The sequence below is a fragment of the Bacillus sp. Xin1 genome (assembly GCF_013314535.1).
Classification (GTDB): Bacteria; Bacillota; Bacilli; order Bacillales; family Bacillaceae_G; genus Bacillus_A.
In genome coordinates, this window is record NZ_JABUAE010000017.1 from 59,409 (window position 1) to 78,103 (window position 18,695).

The 18,695-nt window shown below is 37.7% G+C and carries 15 protein-coding genes; all 15 read left to right on the plus strand.

What is annotated here, in order from left to right; genetic code table 11:
* Positions 1-35 precede the first annotated feature (35 nt).
* The 15 genes from HRG09_RS16020 (at position 36) to HRG09_RS16090 (ending at position 18,647) form a co-directional block, all read left to right on the plus strand.
* Positions 36-1,736 (plus strand): proline--tRNA ligase, encoded by a 1,701-nt coding sequence (locus HRG09_RS16020; RefSeq protein ID WP_174101844.1) that lies wholly within the window; start codon positions 36-38, stop codon positions 1,734-1,736.
* Between the two features lie 128 nt (positions 1,737-1,864).
* Positions 1,865-6,166 carry a PolC-type DNA polymerase III gene (locus HRG09_RS16025; RefSeq protein ID WP_174101846.1) on the plus strand — a complete coding sequence of 1,434 codons (4,302 nt, stop codon included), beginning with the start codon at positions 1,865-1,867 and terminating at the stop codon, positions 6,164-6,166.
* A gap of 334 nt (positions 6,167-6,500) precedes the next feature.
* Complete coding sequence (gene rimP / locus HRG09_RS16030) at positions 6,501-6,971, plus strand: ribosome maturation factor RimP (RefSeq protein ID WP_174101848.1); 471 nt, start codon at positions 6,501-6,503, stop codon at positions 6,969-6,971.
* Positions 6,972-6,988: 17 nt separating this feature from the next.
* Entirely contained in the window at positions 6,989-8,089 is a 1,101-nt protein-coding gene (nusA, locus tag HRG09_RS16035) for a transcription termination factor NusA (protein WP_174101850.1), read from the plus strand.
* A gap of 11 nt (positions 8,090-8,100) precedes the next feature.
* Positions 8,101-8,373 (plus strand): RNase P modulator RnpM, encoded by a 273-nt coding sequence (gene rnpM, locus HRG09_RS16040; protein ID WP_033796365.1) that lies wholly within the window; start codon positions 8,101-8,103, stop codon positions 8,371-8,373.
* A complete protein-coding gene (locus tag HRG09_RS16045) occupies positions 8,374-8,685 on the plus strand; it encodes a YlxQ family RNA-binding protein (RefSeq protein WP_174101852.1) in 312 nt (103 codons plus the stop codon).
* Positions 8,686-8,689: 4 nt separating this feature from the next.
* Entirely contained in the window at positions 8,690-10,756 is a 2,067-nt protein-coding gene (infB, locus tag HRG09_RS16050; protein ID WP_174101854.1) for a translation initiation factor IF-2, read from the plus strand.
* Positions 10,753-11,034 carry a DUF503 domain-containing protein gene (locus HRG09_RS16055; RefSeq protein WP_174101855.1) on the plus strand — a complete coding sequence of 94 codons (282 nt, stop codon included), beginning with the start codon at positions 10,753-10,755 and terminating at the stop codon, positions 11,032-11,034. The genes infB and HRG09_RS16055 overlap by 4 nt, the downstream gene beginning before the upstream one ends.
* 15 nt (positions 11,035-11,049) lie before the next feature.
* Positions 11,050-11,406, plus strand: a complete 357-nt coding sequence (rbfA, locus tag HRG09_RS16060) for a 30S ribosome-binding factor RbfA (RefSeq protein ID WP_017151269.1) — start codon at positions 11,050-11,052, stop codon at positions 11,404-11,406.
* A gap of 232 nt (positions 11,407-11,638) precedes the next feature.
* Positions 11,639-12,562, plus strand: coding sequence for a tRNA pseudouridine(55) synthase TruB (truB, locus tag HRG09_RS16065; protein ID WP_174101857.1), 924 nt, complete (start codon positions 11,639-11,641; stop codon positions 12,560-12,562).
* A 43-nt stretch (positions 12,563-12,605) separates the two neighbouring features.
* On the plus strand, positions 12,606-13,577 hold the full coding sequence (ribF, locus tag HRG09_RS16070; RefSeq protein ID WP_174101859.1) for a bifunctional riboflavin kinase/FAD synthetase: 972 nt from the start codon (positions 12,606-12,608) through the stop codon (positions 13,575-13,577).
* Between the two features lie 100 nt (positions 13,578-13,677).
* Positions 13,678-13,947 carry a 30S ribosomal protein S15 gene (rpsO, locus tag HRG09_RS16075; protein ID WP_001229392.1) on the plus strand — a complete coding sequence of 90 codons (270 nt, stop codon included), beginning with the start codon at positions 13,678-13,680 and terminating at the stop codon, positions 13,945-13,947.
* Between the two features lie 160 nt (positions 13,948-14,107).
* On the plus strand, positions 14,108-16,261 hold the full coding sequence (gene pnp, locus HRG09_RS16080; RefSeq protein ID WP_174101860.1) for a polyribonucleotide nucleotidyltransferase: 2,154 nt from the start codon (positions 14,108-14,110) through the stop codon (positions 16,259-16,261).
* Positions 16,262-16,422: 161 nt separating this feature from the next.
* Positions 16,423-17,322 (plus strand): polysaccharide deacetylase family protein, encoded by a 900-nt coding sequence (locus HRG09_RS16085; RefSeq protein ID WP_174101862.1) that lies wholly within the window; start codon positions 16,423-16,425, stop codon positions 17,320-17,322.
* An 86-nt stretch (positions 17,323-17,408) separates the two neighbouring features.
* Positions 17,409-18,647 carry a M16 family metallopeptidase gene (locus HRG09_RS16090; protein ID WP_174101864.1) on the plus strand — a complete coding sequence of 413 codons (1,239 nt, stop codon included), beginning with the start codon at positions 17,409-17,411 and terminating at the stop codon, positions 18,645-18,647.
* Positions 18,648-18,695 lie beyond the last annotated feature (48 nt).

The window sequence follows — 18,695 nt, forward strand, 5'->3', positions numbered from 1 at the left end:
CTGCGTATGAGAGTAAACTAAAGAGGTGCGAATAGATGAAACAAAGTATGGTATTTAGTCCTACATTACGTGAAGTGCCAGCAGATGCTGAGATTAAAAGTCATCAATTGCTACTTCGTGCAGGATTTATGCGTCAAAATGCTTCTGGTATTTATAGTTTTTTACCACTGGGTCTAAAAGTATTGCATAAGGTGGAGCGTATCGTTCGAGAAGAAATGGAACAAGCAGGAGCTGTAGAATTATTAATGCCAGCATTACAAGCTGCTGAATTATGGCAAGAATCAGGTCGTTGGTATTCTTATGGTTCTGAGTTAATGCGTATGAAAGATCGTAATGATCGTGAGTTTGCGCTAGGAGCAACGCATGAAGAAGTTATTACAGACCTTGTACGTGATGAGATTAAATCTTATAAAAAACTACCATTAACATTATATCAAATCCAAACAAAATTCCGTGACGAGCAAAGACCACGTTTTGGTTTATTACGCGGAAGAGAGTTTTTAATGAAAGATGCATATTCTTTCCATGCAACACAAGAAAGTTTAGATGAAGTTTATAGCCGTTTATATCAAGCATATTCTAATATTTTTACTCGTTGTGGTTTGAATTTCCGTGCGGTTATTGCCGATTCTGGAGCAATGGGTGGTAAAGATACACATGAGTTTATGGCATTATCTGATGTAGGAGAAGATACAATTGCGTATTCTGATACATCTGATTATGCAGCGAATATTGAAATGGCTCCTGTTGTTGCTTCGTATACAAAGAGTGATGAAACTGAAAAGGTACTTGAAAAAGTAGCAACACCAGATCAAAAGGCAATTGAAGAAGTATCTGCATTTTTAAACATTGAAGCATCTAATTGCATTAAATCGATGGTCTTTAAAGTAGATGAGAAATTTGTTGTTGTACTTGTTCGTGGAGATCACGAAGTAAATGATGTAAAAGTGAAGAACGTATATGGTGCTTCAGTTGTTGAACTTGCTTCCCATGAAGAGGTAAGAAGTCTATTAAATTGTGAAGTAGGTTCTTTAGGTCCAATCGGTGTAACAGGAGATGTTGAAGTTATTGCTGATCACGCTGTAGCAGCGGTTGTAAATGGTTGCTGTGGTGCAAATGAAGAAGGATTCCACTATGTAAATGTAAATCCAGAGCGCGACTTCAAAGTAAGTCAATATGCTGATTTACGATTCATTCAAGAAGGAGATCAATCTCCAGATGGAAATGGGACAATCCGTTTTGCTCGTGGTATTGAAGTTGGACATGTATTTAAATTAGGTACACGTTACAGTGAGGCAATGAATGCTACATTCTTAGATGAGAATGGAAAAACGAAGCCGCTTATCATGGGATGCTACGGCATTGGGGTATCTCGTACAGTTGCGGCAATTGCTGAACAGTTTAATGATGAAAATGGTTTAGTTTGGCCAAAAGCTGTAGCTCCATTCCATGTACATGTGATTCCAGTAAATATGAAGTCTGATGCACAGCGAGAAGTGGGCGAAACGATCTACAGTTCATTACAAGAACAAGGATATGAAGTACTGTTAGATGATCGTGCAGAGCGTGCAGGTGTTAAATTTGCTGATGCAGACTTATTCGGTCTTCCAGTTCGAGTAACAGTTGGTAAAAAGGCTGATGAAGGTATTGTTGAAGTAAAAGTACGTGCTACAAATGAATCTGCAGAAGTGAAAGTTGAAGCACTTCACACATATATCACTAATATTTTAAAATAGGAAGAGGTACCTCGTTATGAGGTACCTTCTCTTTCTTTGTAGAGTAAGCTTTTTAGCGAAGAGGTGAGAAACCTTCTTTGCTGAACGGAACATTTCAATTTATAATAGCAAATGGAAGGGGGTTGCTTATGTCGTTAACCAATGAACAACAAGAGCGATTTCAAATTTTGCTCCAGCAGCTGCAGATGCCTGAAGACCTTATCAATCAATATTTACAAGGTGGTGGCATACAAAGGCTAGTTGTCGATAAAGCAAATAAAAGTTGGCATTTTGATTTGCAAGTGCCACGTATTTTGCCAGCAGAATTATATGAATTGCTTGAAACACAGATAAAGCAGTCATTTTCTCATATTGCCAAAACGTCATTTGCGCTAGAAACAGAGAATAAACAATTTACGGAAGACGAGGTCAAGGAATATTGGCCGCTTTGTACAGATCGAATTACTTTTTCGCCTATGTTTGCGTATTTAAAAAAGCAACTTCCTCATGTAAATGGAGTGAAGTTGTTACTTGATGTAAATAACGAGTTAGAATCTACAGCATTAAAGAAAAATCTTGCGAAGCCAGTCGGTGATCAATATGAAATTTTCGGATTTCCACGTTTTCAGCTGGAAACAAATATAAAGCAAAATGAAGAGGAAGTTCAAAAGTTTCGTGAGCAAACACAGCAAGAGGATCGTCAACGTGTTATACAAGCTATGGAAGAGATGGCGAAGAAGCAAGCCGAAGAAAGCGATATGGTACACGAAGGGCCGATTGTACTTGGGTATCTTATTAAGCCTGACGAAGAAATCACACCGATGCGTGAAATTCAAGATGAAGAAAGACGAAAAACTGTTCAAGGTTATGTCTTCCATGTGGAAACAAAAGAGCTTCGTAGTGGACGTACGTTACTAACTTTAAAAATGACGGATTATACGGATTCCATTATGATTAAAATGTTCTCGCGTGATAAAGAGGATCTTCCGCTTCTGCAATCATTAAAAAAAGGAATGTGGGTAAAAGCGCGAGGTTCGGTTCAAAATGATACGTTTGTTCGTGATTTAGTCATGATTGCGAATGATATTAACGAAATAACAGGACCTTCTCGTAAAGATAAAGCACCTGAAGGAGAAAAACGAGTAGAACTACATTTGCATACACCAATGAGCCAAATGGATGCTGTTACCGGAGTATCTAAACTTGTCGCGCAAGCCGGAAAATGGGGACATGAAGCGATTGCGGTTACAGACCATGCTGTTGCGCAGTCTTTCCCGGAAGCATATTCTGCTGGCAAAAAGGCTGGTATAAAAGTTATTTATGGTGTGGAAGCCAACTTAGTGAATGATGGTGTTCCAATTGCTTATAATGAGTCGCATCGACTACTAGTTGACGAAACATATGTTGTCTTTGACGTTGAGACGACAGGGTTATCTGCTGTATATGACACGGTCATTGAGTTAGCTGCTGTAAAAGTGAAGGGCGGAGAAATTATTGATCGCTTTGAATCCTTTGCAAATCCGCATCAACCGCTATCAGCTACAATTATTGAGTTAACCGGTATTACAGACGATATGTTAACTGATGCACCGGAAGTGGGAGAAGTATTTAAAAAGTTTGAAGCGTGGATGGGTGATCATACACTCGTTGCCCATAATGCAAGCTTTGATATGGGATTCATAAATGTAGGGTTTAAGAAATGTGGCTTAGACAAGCCGGAAAACCCAGTTATTGATACATTGGAATTAGCTAGATTTTTATTCCCAGAAATGAAGAACCACCGCTTAAATACAATGTGTAAAAAGCTTGATATTGAATTAACACAGCATCACCGTGCGATTTATGATACAGAAGCAACGGGATATTTACTTGTGAAAATGTTAAAAGATGTGATTGAAAAAGGATTTGAATATCACGATCAATTAAATGATAGTATGGGACAGGGCGATGCATATAAACGTGGGAGACCGAGCCATGTAACTTTACTTGCAACATCTGATGTTGGATTGAAAAATTTATATAAACTTGTTTCGTATTCTCACTTGAATTATTTTTACCGTGTACCACGTGTGCCACGTTCACTATTAAAAAAATATCGTGAAGGTTTAATAGTAGGTACTGCTTGTGATAAAGGAGAAGTATTTGAAGCGATGATGCAAAAGGCTCCTGAAGAAGTAGAGGAGATTGCGCAGTTCTATGATTATATTGAGGTTATGCCTCCAGAGGTGTTACGTCATTTAGTAGAACGTGAACTCGTTCGAGATGAAGGGCAGTTAAAAACAATTATTTCTAACTTAGTAAAATTAGGTGAAACGTTAGATAAACCTGTTGTTGCGACAGGAAATGTGCATTACTTAGACCCTGAAGATGCGATGTATCGCAAAATCTTAATAAGTTCGCAAGGCGGGGCAAACCCATTAAATCGTCATTCATTACCACCTGTATATTTCCGCACAACAGATGAAATGTTAGATTGCTTCTCATTCCTAGGAGAAGAAAAAGCAAAAGAAATTGTTGTGACAAATACACAAAAGGTTGCATCGTTAATCGGTGACGTTCATCCAGTAAAAGATGATCTATACACACCGAAAATTGAAGGTGCAGATGATGAAACGCGTGATATGAGCTATGAAATGGCACGCAGCATCTATGGTGAAGAACTACCAGAAATCGTAGAAGCGCGCCTAGAAAAAGAATTAAAAAGTATTATTGGACATGGATTTGCCGTTATTTATTTAATTTCACATAAGCTTGTGAAAAAATCACTTGTAGACGGTTATCTTGTAGGTTCACGTGGGTCGGTAGGATCATCATTTGTTGCGACAATGATGGAGATTACTGAAGTAAACCCATTACCACCGCATTATGTATGTCCGAAGTGTAAGCAATCAGAATTCTTCAATGATGGTTCTGTAGGTTCTGGTTTTGACTTACCTGATAAAGATTGTCCAACATGTAATATTCCTTACGTAAAAGACGGACATGATATTCCGTTCGAAACGTTTCTTGGGTTTAAAGGGGATAAGGTTCCCGATATTGATTTGAATTTTTCCGGAGAATACCAACCACGTGCCCATAACTATACGAAAGTACTGTTCGGTGAGGACTATGTATATCGCGCTGGAACAATTGGTACAGTAGCAGAAAAAACGGCTTACGGTTATGTAAAAGGTTATGCCAATGATCATAATTTAACAATTCGAAATGCAGAGATTGATCGTCTTGTTTCGGGATGCACAGGGGTAAAACGTACAACAGGACAGCATCCAGGTGGTATTATCGTTGTGCCAGATTACATGGATATTTTTGACTTTTCACCAATTCAGTTTCCTGCTGATTCAATAGGAGCAGAGTGGAGAACGACGCACTTTGACTTCCATTCGATTCATGATAATTTGTTGAAACTAGATATACTAGGGCACGATGATCCGACTGTTATTCGTATGTTGCAAGATTTAAGCGGTGTGGATCCGAAAACAATACCGACAGATGATCCAGAAGTAATGAAAATCTTCTCTGGTCCAGAATCATTAGGTGTGACAGAAGAACAAATTAATTGTAAAACAGGTACACTTGGTATTCCTGAGTTTGGTACGAAATTCGTAAGACAGATGTTAGAAGAAACGAAGCCAACGACATTCTCAGAGCTTGTCCAAATTTCTGGACTATCTCATGGTACAGACGTATGGCTTGGTAATGCGAATGAACTGATTTATAACGGTACATGTACGCTGAGCGAAGTTATCGGTTGTCGTGATGATATTATGGTCTATCTAATTTATCAAGGATTGGATCCATCGTTAGCGTTTAAAATTATGGAATCGGTACGTAAAGGTAAAGGTGTACCAGAAGAGTGGGAAGAGGAAATGCGCAATAACAATGTACCTGGTTGGTATATTGATTCTTGTAAAAAAATTAAGTACATGTTCCCTAAAGCCCATGCGGCTGCTTATGTACTTATGGCTGTACGTATCGCATATTTCAAAGTGCATTTTGCACTATTGTTCTATGCAGCATACTTTACAGTACGTGCTGATGACTTTGATGTAGAGGCGATGGCAAAAGGTTCGGCATCAATTAGGGCGCGGATTGATGAGATTGCACAAAAAGGGTTAGATGCAGCACCGAAAGAAAAAAGTTTACTAACTGTATTAGAAATGACACTTGAAATGTGCGAACGTGGTTATTCATTCCAAAAGGTTGATTTATATCGTTCACATGCAACGGACTTTATTATTGATGGAGAAACATTAATTCCTCCATTTAATGCAATACCTGGTCTTGGTACTAACGCTGCCATAAGTATCGTTGAAGCACGTGAAAATGGTGAATTCTTATCAAAAGAAGATTTGCAACAACGTAGTAAGATTTCCAAAACAATTATTGAATATTTAGATAGCCAAGGTTGTTTAGGAGATTTGCCAGACAAAAACCAATTGTCACTGTTCTAGCGGGCAGGAAAAGTCTTTGCAAATCAGTATTTGCTATGGTATACTATTAACCGAGATAACCATGTCATGTATATTTTGCAAAAAAAAGAGTGGGGAAACCCACTCTTTCGTGTTACTATCTATGTTTTACCTATGCATATAGGTAAAATATTTCTGTCGTATATACATATTTTGTTACAAGTTTTACTTCTTAAATTTGGTAATACTAAGACAGATATTCCCTGCTAAGCGGCAGGGGCTTTTGTTAGCTAACGAGAAAGAATAAGATAGACCGTCTTTATGAGCGGATTCTTTTTCTTTCAAATGGTACATGGCGGCAGGAAGGAGGCTGTTTATGGATAAGAAAGTCACAGAAGTTGTTGAAGCATTTGCGCAGCCGATTGTTGAAGAGTTAAATCTTGAACTTGTAGATGTAGAATATGTGAAAGAAGGAAAAGACTGGTTCCTACGCGTATTCATCGATTCTGAGACAGGAGTAGACATTGAAGAATGCGGTGCGGTAAGTGAACGTTTAAGCGAAGCTTTAGATAAAGAGGATCCAATTCCTCATCTTTACTTTTTGGATGTATCATCTCCTGGAGCAGAACGCCCATTAAAGAAAGAAAAAGACTTCCAGCAAGCGGTAGGAAGACAAGTGGCAATTAAAACATATGAGCCGATTAATGGTGAAAAGATGTTTGAAGGAAAGCTACTGTCCTATGATGGTACAACAATTACACTATTATTAACAATTAAAACACGTAAAAAAGAAATCCAAATTCCAATGGATAAAGTTGCGAACGCGCGACTTGCTGTTACGTTTTAGTAAGAAGGGGGATCTTCATGAGCACTGAGTTGTTAGATGCTTTGCTCGTATTAGAATCAGAAAAAGGTATTAGCAAAGATATTATTATTGATGCAATTGAGGCAGCTTTAATCTCTGCTTATAAACGAAATTTTAACCAAGCACAAAACGTACGTGTTAGCTTTAACCCAGAAGTGGGAACAATTCAAGTTTTAGCACGTAAAGACGTTGTAGATAGTGTGTTTGATCCACGTCTTGAAATTTCTGTAGAAGAAGCAAGACACATCAATCCGAACTATCAAGATGGTGATGTATTAGAGATTGAAGTAACACCAAAAGATTTCGGACGTATTGCAGCACAAACTGCAAAACAAGTTGTGACACAACGTGTACGTGAGGCAGAACGTGGTGTCATTTATTCAGAATTTAGTGACCGCGAAGAAGACATCATGGTTGGTATTGTGCAACGCCAAGATGCTCGTTTTATTTATGTAAGTCTAGGAAAAGTAGAAGCTTTACTACCAGTAAGTGAGCAAATGCCAAATGAACAATATAAACCACATGATCGAATTCGTGTGTTCATTACAAAAGTAGAAAAAACGACAAAAGGACCACAGATTTACGTATCACGTACACATCCAGGTCTTTTAAAACGTTTATTCGAAATTGAAGTGCCAGAAATTTATGATGGAACTGTAGAAATTCGTTCTGTAGCACGTGAAGCAGGCGACCGTTCTAAAATTTCTGTATATGCAGAGAATATCGATGTTGATCCAGTAGGTTCTTGCGTAGGTCCAAAAGGACAACGTGTACAACGTATTGTTGATGAACTAAAAGGTGAAAAAATTGATATTGTTCGCTGGTCAAATGATCCAATTGAATATGTAGCAAACGCATTAAGTCCATCACAAGTTGTAAAAGTACTTGTGAATGAAGAGGAAAAAGCAACAACTGTTGTTGTTCCAGATCATCAGCTTTCATTAGCAATTGGGAAGCGCGGGCAAAATGCACGTCTTGCAGCAAAATTAACTGGCTGGAAAATTGATATTAAAAGCGAGTCTGATGCGAAGCAACTTGGCATTGTAACAGAAGAAGACAACATGATCGCATTCGATTCAGTTGAAGACGAAATCGAATAGAGGTGATGAATGTGAGCAATCGAAAAGTTCCGTTACGAAAATGTATCGCAACACAAGAAATGAAATCAAAACGCGAGCTCGTTCGCATTGTTCGTTCCAAAGAGGGCGAAGTGTCCATTGATTTAACTGGAAAGAAATCAGGACGTGGTGCATATCTGTCAAAAGACAAGGAATGCATTATCCAAGCGCAGAAGAAAAATATTTTGGAACATCATCTAAAAGCGAAGATCGACAGTTCTCTTTACGAGGAACTTCTTGAGCTTGTTGAGAAGGAGTCGAAATAAGTGTCCGATTGGAAATCGTTTTTAGGACTAGCAAACCGTGCTCGAAAAATAATTTCGGGTGAAGAACTCGTTTTAAAAGAAGTACGAAGTGGCAAGGCAAAGCTTGTATTGCTTTCTGAAGATGCGTCAGCGAACACTACAAAGCGCATTATTGATAAAACCACGTACTACAACATACCAATGAGAAAAGTCGAAAATCGACAACAATTAGGGCATGCGATTGGGAGAGACGAGCGAGTCGTTGTAGCTGTGTTAGATGATGGCTTTGCGAAAAAGCTGCGTAGCATGCTCGATACAACTTACCGGGGGTGAAGGTGTGAGTAAAATTCGAGTGTATGAATATGCAAAGAAACACAATATCTCAAGTAAAGATATTATTACAAAACTAAAAGAAATGAATATCGAGGTTTCGAATCATATGACAATGTTAGACGATGAAGTAGTAAACAAATTAGATAATCAATACAATACTGGAGCAGAAAAGCCTTCTGTTGCAGATGAGTTTGAAGTAGAAGAAAAAGTTGTTCGTAGCAAAAAGAACAGTAATAAGAAGAAGAAAAAAGGCAAAGGAAATGAAGACAAACGTCAAGAAAACTTTGCTGGAAGACAGCAAACACAAACAGTAGAAACACCAGATAAAATCACTTTCTCTGGTACACTTACAGTAGGTGATCTTGCAAAGAAACTAAGCAAAGAGCCATCTGAACTTATTAAAAAGCTCTTTATGCTAGGCATTATGGCGACAATTAACCAAGATTTAGATAAAGATACAATTGAGTTAATCGCTGCTGATTACGGTATTGAAGTAGAAGAAGAAGTAATTGTAAGTGAAACTGAGTTTGAAACATTCATTGATGAGCAAGATAATGAAGAAAACTTAAAAGAGCGTCCAGCTGTTGTTACAATTATGGGACACGTTGACCATGGTAAAACAACATTACTTGATTCTATCCGTAATTCAAAAGTAACTGCTGGCGAAGCTGGTGGAATTACGCAGCACATTGGTGCATACCAAGTTGAAGTAAATGATAAGAAAATTACGTTCTTAGATACACCAGGTCACGCGGCGTTTACAACAATGCGCGCACGTGGTGCACAAGTAACGGATATTACAATCCTTGTTGTTGCAGCGGATGACGGTGTTATGCCACAAACAGTTGAAGCAATTAACCATGCAAAAGCAGCTGGAGTACCAATTATTGTAGCTGTGAATAAAATGGATAAACCAGCTGCAAATCCAGACCGTGTAATGCAAGAATTAACAGAATACGAATTAGTTCCAGAAGCTTGGGGCGGAGATACAATTTTTGTACCAATTTCTGCAATTCAAGGTGAAGGGATTGACAACTTGCTAGAAATGATTCTACTTGTAAGTGAAGTAGAAGAATACAAAGCAAATCCAAACCGTTATGCAACTGGTACTGTAATTGAGGCACAGCTTGATAAAGGTAAAGGAACAATTGCAACATTACTTGTACAAAATGGTACACTTCGAGTGGGAGATCCAATCGTTGTTGGAACATCATTTGGACGTGTTCGTGCAATGGTAAATGACATCGGACGTCGAGTAAAAGTTGCTGGACCATCTACTCCTGTCGAAATTACAGGTTTAAATGAGGTACCACAAGCGGGCGATCGTTTCATGGCATTTGCTGATGAGAAGAAAGCGCGTCAAATTGGTGAATCACGTGCACAACAAGCATTGCTTGCACAGCGCGGTGAAAAATCTAAATTAAGCCTTGAAGATTTATTCCAACAAATCCAAGAGGGCGATGTAAAAGAAATTAACCTAATTGTGAAAGCAGACGTACAAGGTTCTGTGGAAGCAATGGCGGCATCACTTCGTAAAATTGATGTTGAAGGAGTAAAAGTAAAAATTATCCATACAGGCGTAGGTGCGATTACAGAGTCTGATATTATTTTAGCTTCTGCATCTAATGCGATTGTAATCGGATTTAACGTACGCCCTGATGTGAACGCGAAACGTACAGCTGAGCTAGAAAATGTTGATATTCGCTTACACCGTATTATTTACAAAGTAATCGAAGAGATTGAAGCAGCAATGCAAGGTATGCTTGATCCTGAATTCGAAGAAAAAGTAATTGGTCAAGCGGAAGTTCGTCAAACATTCAAAGTAACAAAAGTTGGAACAATTGCAGGATGTTATGTAACAGACGGTAAAATCACGCGTGATAGCGGTGTTCGGATTATCCGTGATGGTGTAGTAATTTACGAAGGACAACTTGATACGCTAAAACGTTTCAAAGACGACGTAAAAGAAGTTGCGCAAAACTACGAGTGTGGTATTACAATTGAGAAATACAACGATCTTAAAGAAGGAGACATCATTGAAGCATACATTATGGAAGAAGTGAAGCGATGATTATCGCTTCACTCTCATTCGAGTGTATGATTTATGATGTGCATTCTTTAAAAGAGAAACGAGCAATTTTACAGCGTGTGCTAACTCGTGTGAAACAGCGTTACAATGTAGCTGTTTCCGAAATAGGACACCAAGATGTATGGCAACGTACAGAAATTGCGATTGTTTCCGTATCCTCAAATCGTGTTGTCTGTGAAAAAGAAATGAATCGTGTACTTGAGTATATCGATTCATTTCCTGAAATTGAACGTACGATAACACAATTGGAATGGCATTGAATGAGGTGAAAAGCTATGAAATTACGTGCGAACCGTGTGGGCGAGCAAATGAAAAAAGAATTAGGCGACATCATTAGTCGTAAAATTAAAGACCCACGTGTTGGATTTGTTACAGTAACAGATGTACAAGTGAGTGGAGATTTACAAATTGCCAAAGTATATATTTCTGTTTTAGGAGACGAAGAACAGAAAGAAAATACATTAAAAGGCTTAGCGAAGGCAAAAGGCTTTATTCGTTCAGAAATTGGCCAACGTATTCGTCTTCGTAAAACACCGGAGATTTCTTTTGAATTTGATGAATCTATCGGATATGGTCATCGAATTGATACACTTTTACATGAAATTAATAAAGACGGTAAACGTGAAGAATAATGGATAGACATTTGTCTATCCATTTTTTCAATGGAAAGTAAGTATTGCATACAAGTGAGTGTTCAAAAGGAAGGATAAAGAGAGTAGAGCATTTCGGGGTGAAGAGGCCAGAGGGAGACAGAGTATAGCTGAGACTTACATGAGGACTGGTGACGAAATGAAGAAATGCGATTGCTATTTGTACCGGATTTCTTGAACATCCTCTACAAAAGTATAACGATGAGGTGAACATATGGAAGGTGTATTACTATTACATAAACCAAAAGGAATGACATCACACGATTGTGTATTTAAGTTAAGAAAGATATTACGTGAAAAAAGAATTGGTCATACAGGAACATTAGATCCAGATGTGACAGGAGTATTACCGATTTGTGTAGGTCGTGCAACGAAAATTGCACAATTTTTGACAAGTGAAACGAAAACCTATGAAGGTGAAGTTACACTGGGATTTTCAACCACAACTGAAGATGCTTCTGGTGAAGTAGTAGAAAAACAAGATGTAAATCGTATCATTACACGTGCGGAAGTGGAAGCTGTATTAGCAGAGTTAACAGGAACAATTGAGCAGGTCCCTCCCATGTACTCAGCTGTAAAAGTAAACGGAAAGAAACTGTATGAATATGCAAGAGCAGGACAAGAAGTGGAACGTCCAGTTCGTACGATAACAATTCATGAATTTGTGTTACTTGATGACCGGGAAGTATTTGAAGGTGAGAACATTTCATTCCGCTTCCGTGTTACATGTAGCAAAGGAACATACGTGAGAACATTAGCGGTTATGATTGGTGAAAAATTAGGATTCCCGGCACATATGTCACATCTTGTGCGCACAGCTTCAGGAGAATTTTTGCTAGAAGATTGCATATCATTTGAAGAAATTGAAGAAAACATGCAAAATGGAACAGTAGAGTCTATTTTTATCTCAATTGATGAAGCGTTAAGTAAATTTCCAAAAATGGTTGTAGATGAAAAACAAGCAGAAAAAATAAAAAATGGGATGTTTTTAAGGAATGAATTACAAGTGACAGCGCCATTTATTACAGTGTTTGATAAAAATGAACGTTGTCTAGCAATTTATGAGCATCATCCAAAACACCCTGGCATGTTAAAGCCAATGAAAGTACTTGTGAATAATCAGGAACTAAAGCTATAATGGATTATTGGAAGGATTATTACAGAAAAAGGTGAATTCAAGCGTGAAACTTATTCATTTAACTCATCCACATAAACAAAATAAAATAGAATTACCACCTACTGTAATGGCATTAGGGTTTTTTGATGGCATTCATTTAGGACATCAACGTGTAATTCGAACAGCAAAAAAAATAGCGGATGAAAGAGGATGTAAAAGTGCGGTTATAACATTTCATCCACATCCATCTGTTGTATTAGGAAAAAAGGAAGCGCATGTGGAGTATATTACACCACTATCCGTTAAAGAAAAAGTAATTGCAGATTTAGGGATTGATATGTTATATGTGGTGAAATTCGATGAATCATTTGCTGGATTACTGCCACAACAGTTTGTAGATGAATATATTATTGGTCTAAATGTAAAGCATGTAGTAGCAGGTTTTGATTATTCATATGGACGTTTAGGAAAAGGGACGATGGAGACTTTACCATTTCATGCAAGAGGGGAGTTTACACAGACCGTGATTGAAAAAGTTGAATTCCAAGAAGAAAAAGTAAGTTCCACAGCATTACGAAAACTAATCCGAAATGGAGAAATGGAACAGATTCCATCTATTTTAGGTAGAGCTTATACAGTAGAAGGAACGGTTGTTCACGGGGATAAACGTGGACGTCAAATCGGCTTTCCGACAGCTAATGTAGGTTTAAGTGATGAATATCTTCTGCCACCTGTTGGTGTGTATGCAGTAAGGTTAAAAGTCCATGATGAGTGGCATGACGGTGTATGTAATATCGGTTATAAACCAACTTTTAAAGAAGATGAGCGTAAACTGTCTATTGAAGTGCATTTATTCCATTTCAATGAGGACATATATGATCAAGTTGTTACCGTGGAGTGGCATATACGCATTCGAGAAGAGAAGAAGTTTAATGGTATCGACGAACTAGTTGCTCAAATTGCAAAAGATAAGAAAACAGCACAAGAATATTTTAGCATGGCGAAGAATATGCTTGCTTTTTCCAATGAAAAGTAGTATTCTATGTTATGTACTTTATGACAACCATTGCTTGGCATTGCGACTCACCGACGCTTGCTAGGTAATTGGGGGTTTAATTATTAGGAGGTGAAATAGGATGGCTTTAACACAAGAGCGTAAAAATGAAATCATTGCACAATTTAGAACTCATGAGACTGATACTGGTTCTCCAGAGGTTCAAATTGCTGTCCTAACAGAGCAAATTAACACTCTAAACGAGCACTTACGTACTCACAAGAAAGATCATCATTCACGTCGTGGTCTATTAAAGATGGTTGGTAAACGTCGTAACTTACTTACTTACCTTCGTAATAGCGATATCACACGCTACCGTGAATTAATCACAAAGCTTGGCTTACGTCGATAGTCAAAGAAGCGGGAATATTCCCGCTTTTTTGTTAGGTAAAAATATATCTTCTACTCTTAATAGCTTACTTAAATTTCGGTAATACTAGAGGAAGAATATTGTGATATATGATCCATTTACATAGAAGAATTGAATATTTTAAATTGAGAGGGGTACTTAAATGAGTCAAGAAAAGCAAGTCTTCTCGATAGATTTAGCTGGTCGCCAGCTAACGATTGAAACAGGCCAGCTTGCAAAACAAGCAAACGGCGCGGTATTAGTAAGATATGGCGACACAGCAGTTCTATCAACTGCAACGGCATCAAAAGAGCCAAAAAATGTAGATTTCTTCCCGCTTACAGTAAACTATGAAGAGCGTTTATATGCAGTCGGAAAAATCCCAGGCGGTTTTATTAAACGTGAAGGCCGTCCAAGTGAAAAAGCAATTTTAGCGAGTCGTTTAATTGACCGACCAATTCGCCCACTTTTCGCAGATGGTTTCCGTAATGAAGTGCAAGTTGTCAGCATCGTTATGAGTGTTGACCAAGATTGTTCTTCTGAGATGGCGGCTATGCTTGGTTCTTCATTAGCGTTATCGATTTCAGATATTCCATTTGAAGGTCCAATTGCTGGTGCGACGGTTGGTCGTATCGACGGCGAATTTATTATTAATCCAACAGTAGAACAACAGGAACAAAGTGATATGCATCTTGTTGTAGCTGGGACAAAAGATGCAATTAACATGGTAGAGGCAGGTGCAGATCAAGTACCTGAAGAAACAATGTTAGAAGCAATCATGTTCGGTCATGAAGAAATTAAACGTCTAATTGCTTTCCAAGAAGAGATTGTACAAGCTGTCGGAAAAGAAAAGGCGGAAGTAAAGCTTTATGAAGTGGATGCTGATCTTGAAAAAGCTATTCGTGAAATGGCAGAGAAAGATATGCATGCAGCAATTCAAGTACATGAAAAGCATGCACGTGAAGACGCAATTAATGAAGTAAAACAACGCGTCATTGCACACTATGAAGAGCTGGAAGTAGAAGCAGAAGTATTAGGACAAGTACATGAGATTTTATATAAAATTGTAAAAGAAGAAGTACGTCGTCTTATTACAGTTGAAAAAATCCGCCCAGACGGACGTAAAAGTGATGAAATTCGTCCTTTAGCGTCAGAGGTAGGCATTCTATCTCGTACTCACGGTTCTGGATTATTCACACGTGGACAAACGCAAGCATTAAGTATTTGTACATTAGGTGCATTAGGAGATGTGCAAATTTTAGATGGCCTAGGTGTAGAAGAATCAAAACGTTTTATGCACCATTACAATTTCCCATCCTTTAGTGTTGGTGAAACAAGACCAATGCGTGGACCAGGTCGTCGTGAAATCGGTCACGGTGCATTAGGTGAACGTGCTCTTGAACCTGTTATTCCATCTGAGCAAGACTTCCCGTATACAGTTCGTCTTGTATCTGAAGTTTTAGAATCAAATGGTTCTACTTCACAAGCAAGTATTTGTGGTAGTACTTTAGCGATGATGGATGCTGGTGTACCATTAAAAGCACCGGTTGCTGGTATTGCTATGGGACTAGTGAAATCTGGTGAGCACTACACAATTTTAACGGATATCCAAGGTATGGAAGATCACTTAGGTGATATGGACTTTAAAGTGGCAGGTACGGCGAATGGTGTAACTGCATTGCAAATGGATATTAAAATCGATGGGTTATCTCGTGAAATTTTAGAAGAAGCATTGCAACAAGCTAAGATTGGTCGTATGCATATTCTAGATCACATGTTAACTGCTATCGCTGAGCCTCGCAAAGAGCTATCTGCATATGCTCCGAAAATCATTACAATGACAATCAATCCGGATAAAATCCGTGATGTTATTGGGCCAAGCGGTAAACAAATTAACAAAATTATTGAAGAAACTGGCGTGAAAATTGATATTGAGCAAGATGGTACAGTCTTTATTTCATCCGTTGATCAAGAAATGAATGAAAAGGCGAAGAAAATTATCGAAGATATCGTTCGCGAAGTACAAGTAGGCGAAATCTACTTAGGAAAAGTAAAACGTATCGAGAAGTTCGGTGCTTTCGTTGGATTGTTCAGTGGTAAAGATGGTCTTGTTCATATTTCTGAGCTTGCGCTTGAGCGCGTAGGTAAAGTAGAAGACGTAGTGAAAATTGGCGACGAGATTTCAGTAAAAGTTATCGAGATTGACAAACAAGGTCGTGTAAACTTATCTAGAAAAGTATTGCTAAAAGAAGAGCAAGAAAAAGAAGTGGCAAAAGAAGAAGCTTCAAAACAAGAAAATACACAAGAACAAAAATAAGTAAAAAAGCCAGGTTTCCTGGCTTTTTTTGTTAAACAAAATATATTTGATACATTGATTTTTATTGATAAAAAGGTATAGTTTTCATGATAACGCTCAAATTAACAAGGATAATAGGAAAAAGGATTTTTCTTATTTGTATAGTTAATGGGAGGGTTTATATGAGAACTCGTATAGTTATATTCATATCTGTATTCTTTCTTTGTATAAGTTTATGCTCATATTCAGCGCTAGCAAATGATAATCTTTATGAGGAAATTCAGAAACAAGCCAAACAATATTCAATTGCGCCGCAAAATGCAATAATTGATAAGATTTGGAAGGCTACGCCAGGATATAATGGTAAAGAGGTTGATATTGAAGCGTCATATAATAACATGAAGAAAATAGGGAAATTTGATGAGAAGCAATTTGTATATCGGGAAGTTTCACCAAACACGCATTTAGAAGATTTATCGCCTTCTCCCATTTATCGTGGACATCCACATAAAAAGATGGTGGGATTAACAATAAATGTGGCATGGGGAAATGAGTATCTTCCGCGTATATTAGAAACGTTGAAAAAGCATGATGTAAAGGCAACCTTTTTTTTAGAAGGACGCTGGGTAAAAGAAAATTTAAGATTCGCAAAAATGATTGTAGATGCAAAGCAAGAAGTAGGAAATCATTCTTATACACATCCAGATATGAAAACGCTGTCTAAAAATCAAATACTAGAGCAATTACAAAAGACAAATCAAATGATTGAGGCAGCTACAAATCAAAAAGTACGATGGTTTGCACCACCAAGTGGAAGTTTCCGCGATGAAGTTGTAGAAGTGGCGGATGGATTAAAGATGGGGACTATTATGTGGACAGTAGATACAATCGATTGGAAACGTCCGGAGCCTGAAGTGATTCTCCAGCGTGTGATGGGGAAAGTGCACCCAGGTGCAATTGTATTGATGCATCCGACATCTCCAACAGCTGAGGCATTAGATACGATGATTGCACAGTTAAAAAAACAAGGGTATAAAGTAGGAAATATTACAGAATTACTAGATGAAAAACGTATTGATTAAATACATTTGCATGACATTCATGTGCAAACTTGTTATCATTAAATAATAGCAATTATTTAGATAAACTGGCATTAGGAGGAAAGTTTTTGATTAAAAAATATACTTGTAAAAATGGTGTAAGAATTGTTATGGAGAATATACCAACTGTTCGTTCTGTTGCAATTGGTATATGGATTCATGCAGGTTCAAGAAATGAAAATGAAAAAAATAATGGGGTTTCACACTTTTTAGAACACATGTTTTTTAAGGGGACAGAGACACGTAGTGCAAGAGAAATTGCAGAGTCATTTGATAGCATTGGTGGTCAAGTGAATGCATTTACCTCAAAAGAATACACGTGCTATTATGCAAAGGTACTTGATGAACATGCAAAATATGCGCTTGATGTGTTAGCTGACATGTTCTTTAACTCCACATTTGATGAGGAAGAATTGAAAAAAGAGAAGAACGTTGTATTTGAAGAAATTAAAATGTACGAGGACACACCAGATGATATCGTACATGACATGTTAACAAAAGCGACCTATGAAACGCATCCATTGGGATACCCAATTTTAGGTACAGAAGAAACACTTGAAACATTTACAGGGGATACACTGCGTCAATATATAAAAGATCATTATACACCTGAAAATGTTGTCGTTTCGATTGCTGGAAATATTGATGAAGCATTTGTGCAAACAGTGGAACAATATTTTGGTAACTACGAGGGAACAACAAATCGTGAACAAGTACATAGCCCGATTTTTCATTTTAACAAAGTGGCCCGCAAAAAGGAAACAGAACAAGCTCATTTATGTTTAGGATTCCAAGGTTTGCAAATGGGTCATGATGATATTTATAACTTAATTGTATTAAATAATATATTAGGTGGTAGTATGAGTAGCCGTTTGTTCCAAGAAGTGCGTGAACAACGTGGTTTAGCATACTCAGTGTTCTCTTATCATTCTTCTTATGAAGATACAGGAATGCTAACACTTTATGGTGGTACAGGAAGCCAACAATTGGATACTTTATATGATACAATGCAAGAAACTTTAGAGACGTTAAAAAATACAGGTATCACAGAGAAGGAACTTGTGAATAGTAAAGAGCAGCTTAAAGGAAATCTGATGTTAAGTTTAGAAAGCACGAATAGCCGTATGAGCCGTAATGGTAAAAATGAATTGCTTCTTAGAAAGCATCGTTCTCTTGATGAAATTATTGAGAGTGTAAACAGCGTTACGAAATCAGATGTAGATTCACTGATTCGCAGTATGTTTACAACTGAATTTTCTGCAGCGCTTATTAGTCCAAATGGAGAGCTTCCAAAAGGAATGAAATAGGGAGAAAAACCGTATCTCTTACGAGGAGATGCGGTTTTTTGTGTACAA

What these genes read in the sequence shown, in the direction of transcription:
- HRG09_RS16020 (WP_174101844.1), top strand. Translation starts at nt 36, where the DNA reads ATGAAACAAAGTATGGTATTTAGTCCTACATTACGTGAAGTGCCAGCA.
- HRG09_RS16025 (WP_174101846.1), top strand. Translation starts at nt 1,865, where the DNA reads ATGTCGTTAACCAATGAACAACAAGAGCGATTTCAAATTTTGCTCCAG.
- rimP (WP_174101848.1), top strand. Translation starts at nt 6,501, where the DNA reads ATGGATAAGAAAGTCACAGAAGTTGTTGAAGCATTTGCGCAGCCGATT.
- nusA (WP_174101850.1), top strand. Translation starts at nt 6,989, where the DNA reads ATGAGCACTGAGTTGTTAGATGCTTTGCTCGTATTAGAATCAGAAAAA.
- HRG09_RS16055 (WP_174101855.1), top strand. Translation starts at nt 10,753, where the DNA reads ATGATTATCGCTTCACTCTCATTCGAGTGTATGATTTATGATGTGCAT.
- rbfA (WP_017151269.1), top strand. Translation starts at nt 11,050, where the DNA reads ATGAAATTACGTGCGAACCGTGTGGGCGAGCAAATGAAAAAAGAATTA.
- truB (WP_174101857.1), top strand. Translation starts at nt 11,639, where the DNA reads ATGGAAGGTGTATTACTATTACATAAACCAAAAGGAATGACATCACAC.
- rpsO (WP_001229392.1), top strand. Translation starts at nt 13,678, where the DNA reads ATGGCTTTAACACAAGAGCGTAAAAATGAAATCATTGCACAATTTAGA.
- pnp (WP_174101860.1), top strand. Translation starts at nt 14,108, where the DNA reads ATGAGTCAAGAAAAGCAAGTCTTCTCGATAGATTTAGCTGGTCGCCAG.
- HRG09_RS16085 (WP_174101862.1), top strand. Translation starts at nt 16,423, where the DNA reads ATGAGAACTCGTATAGTTATATTCATATCTGTATTCTTTCTTTGTATA.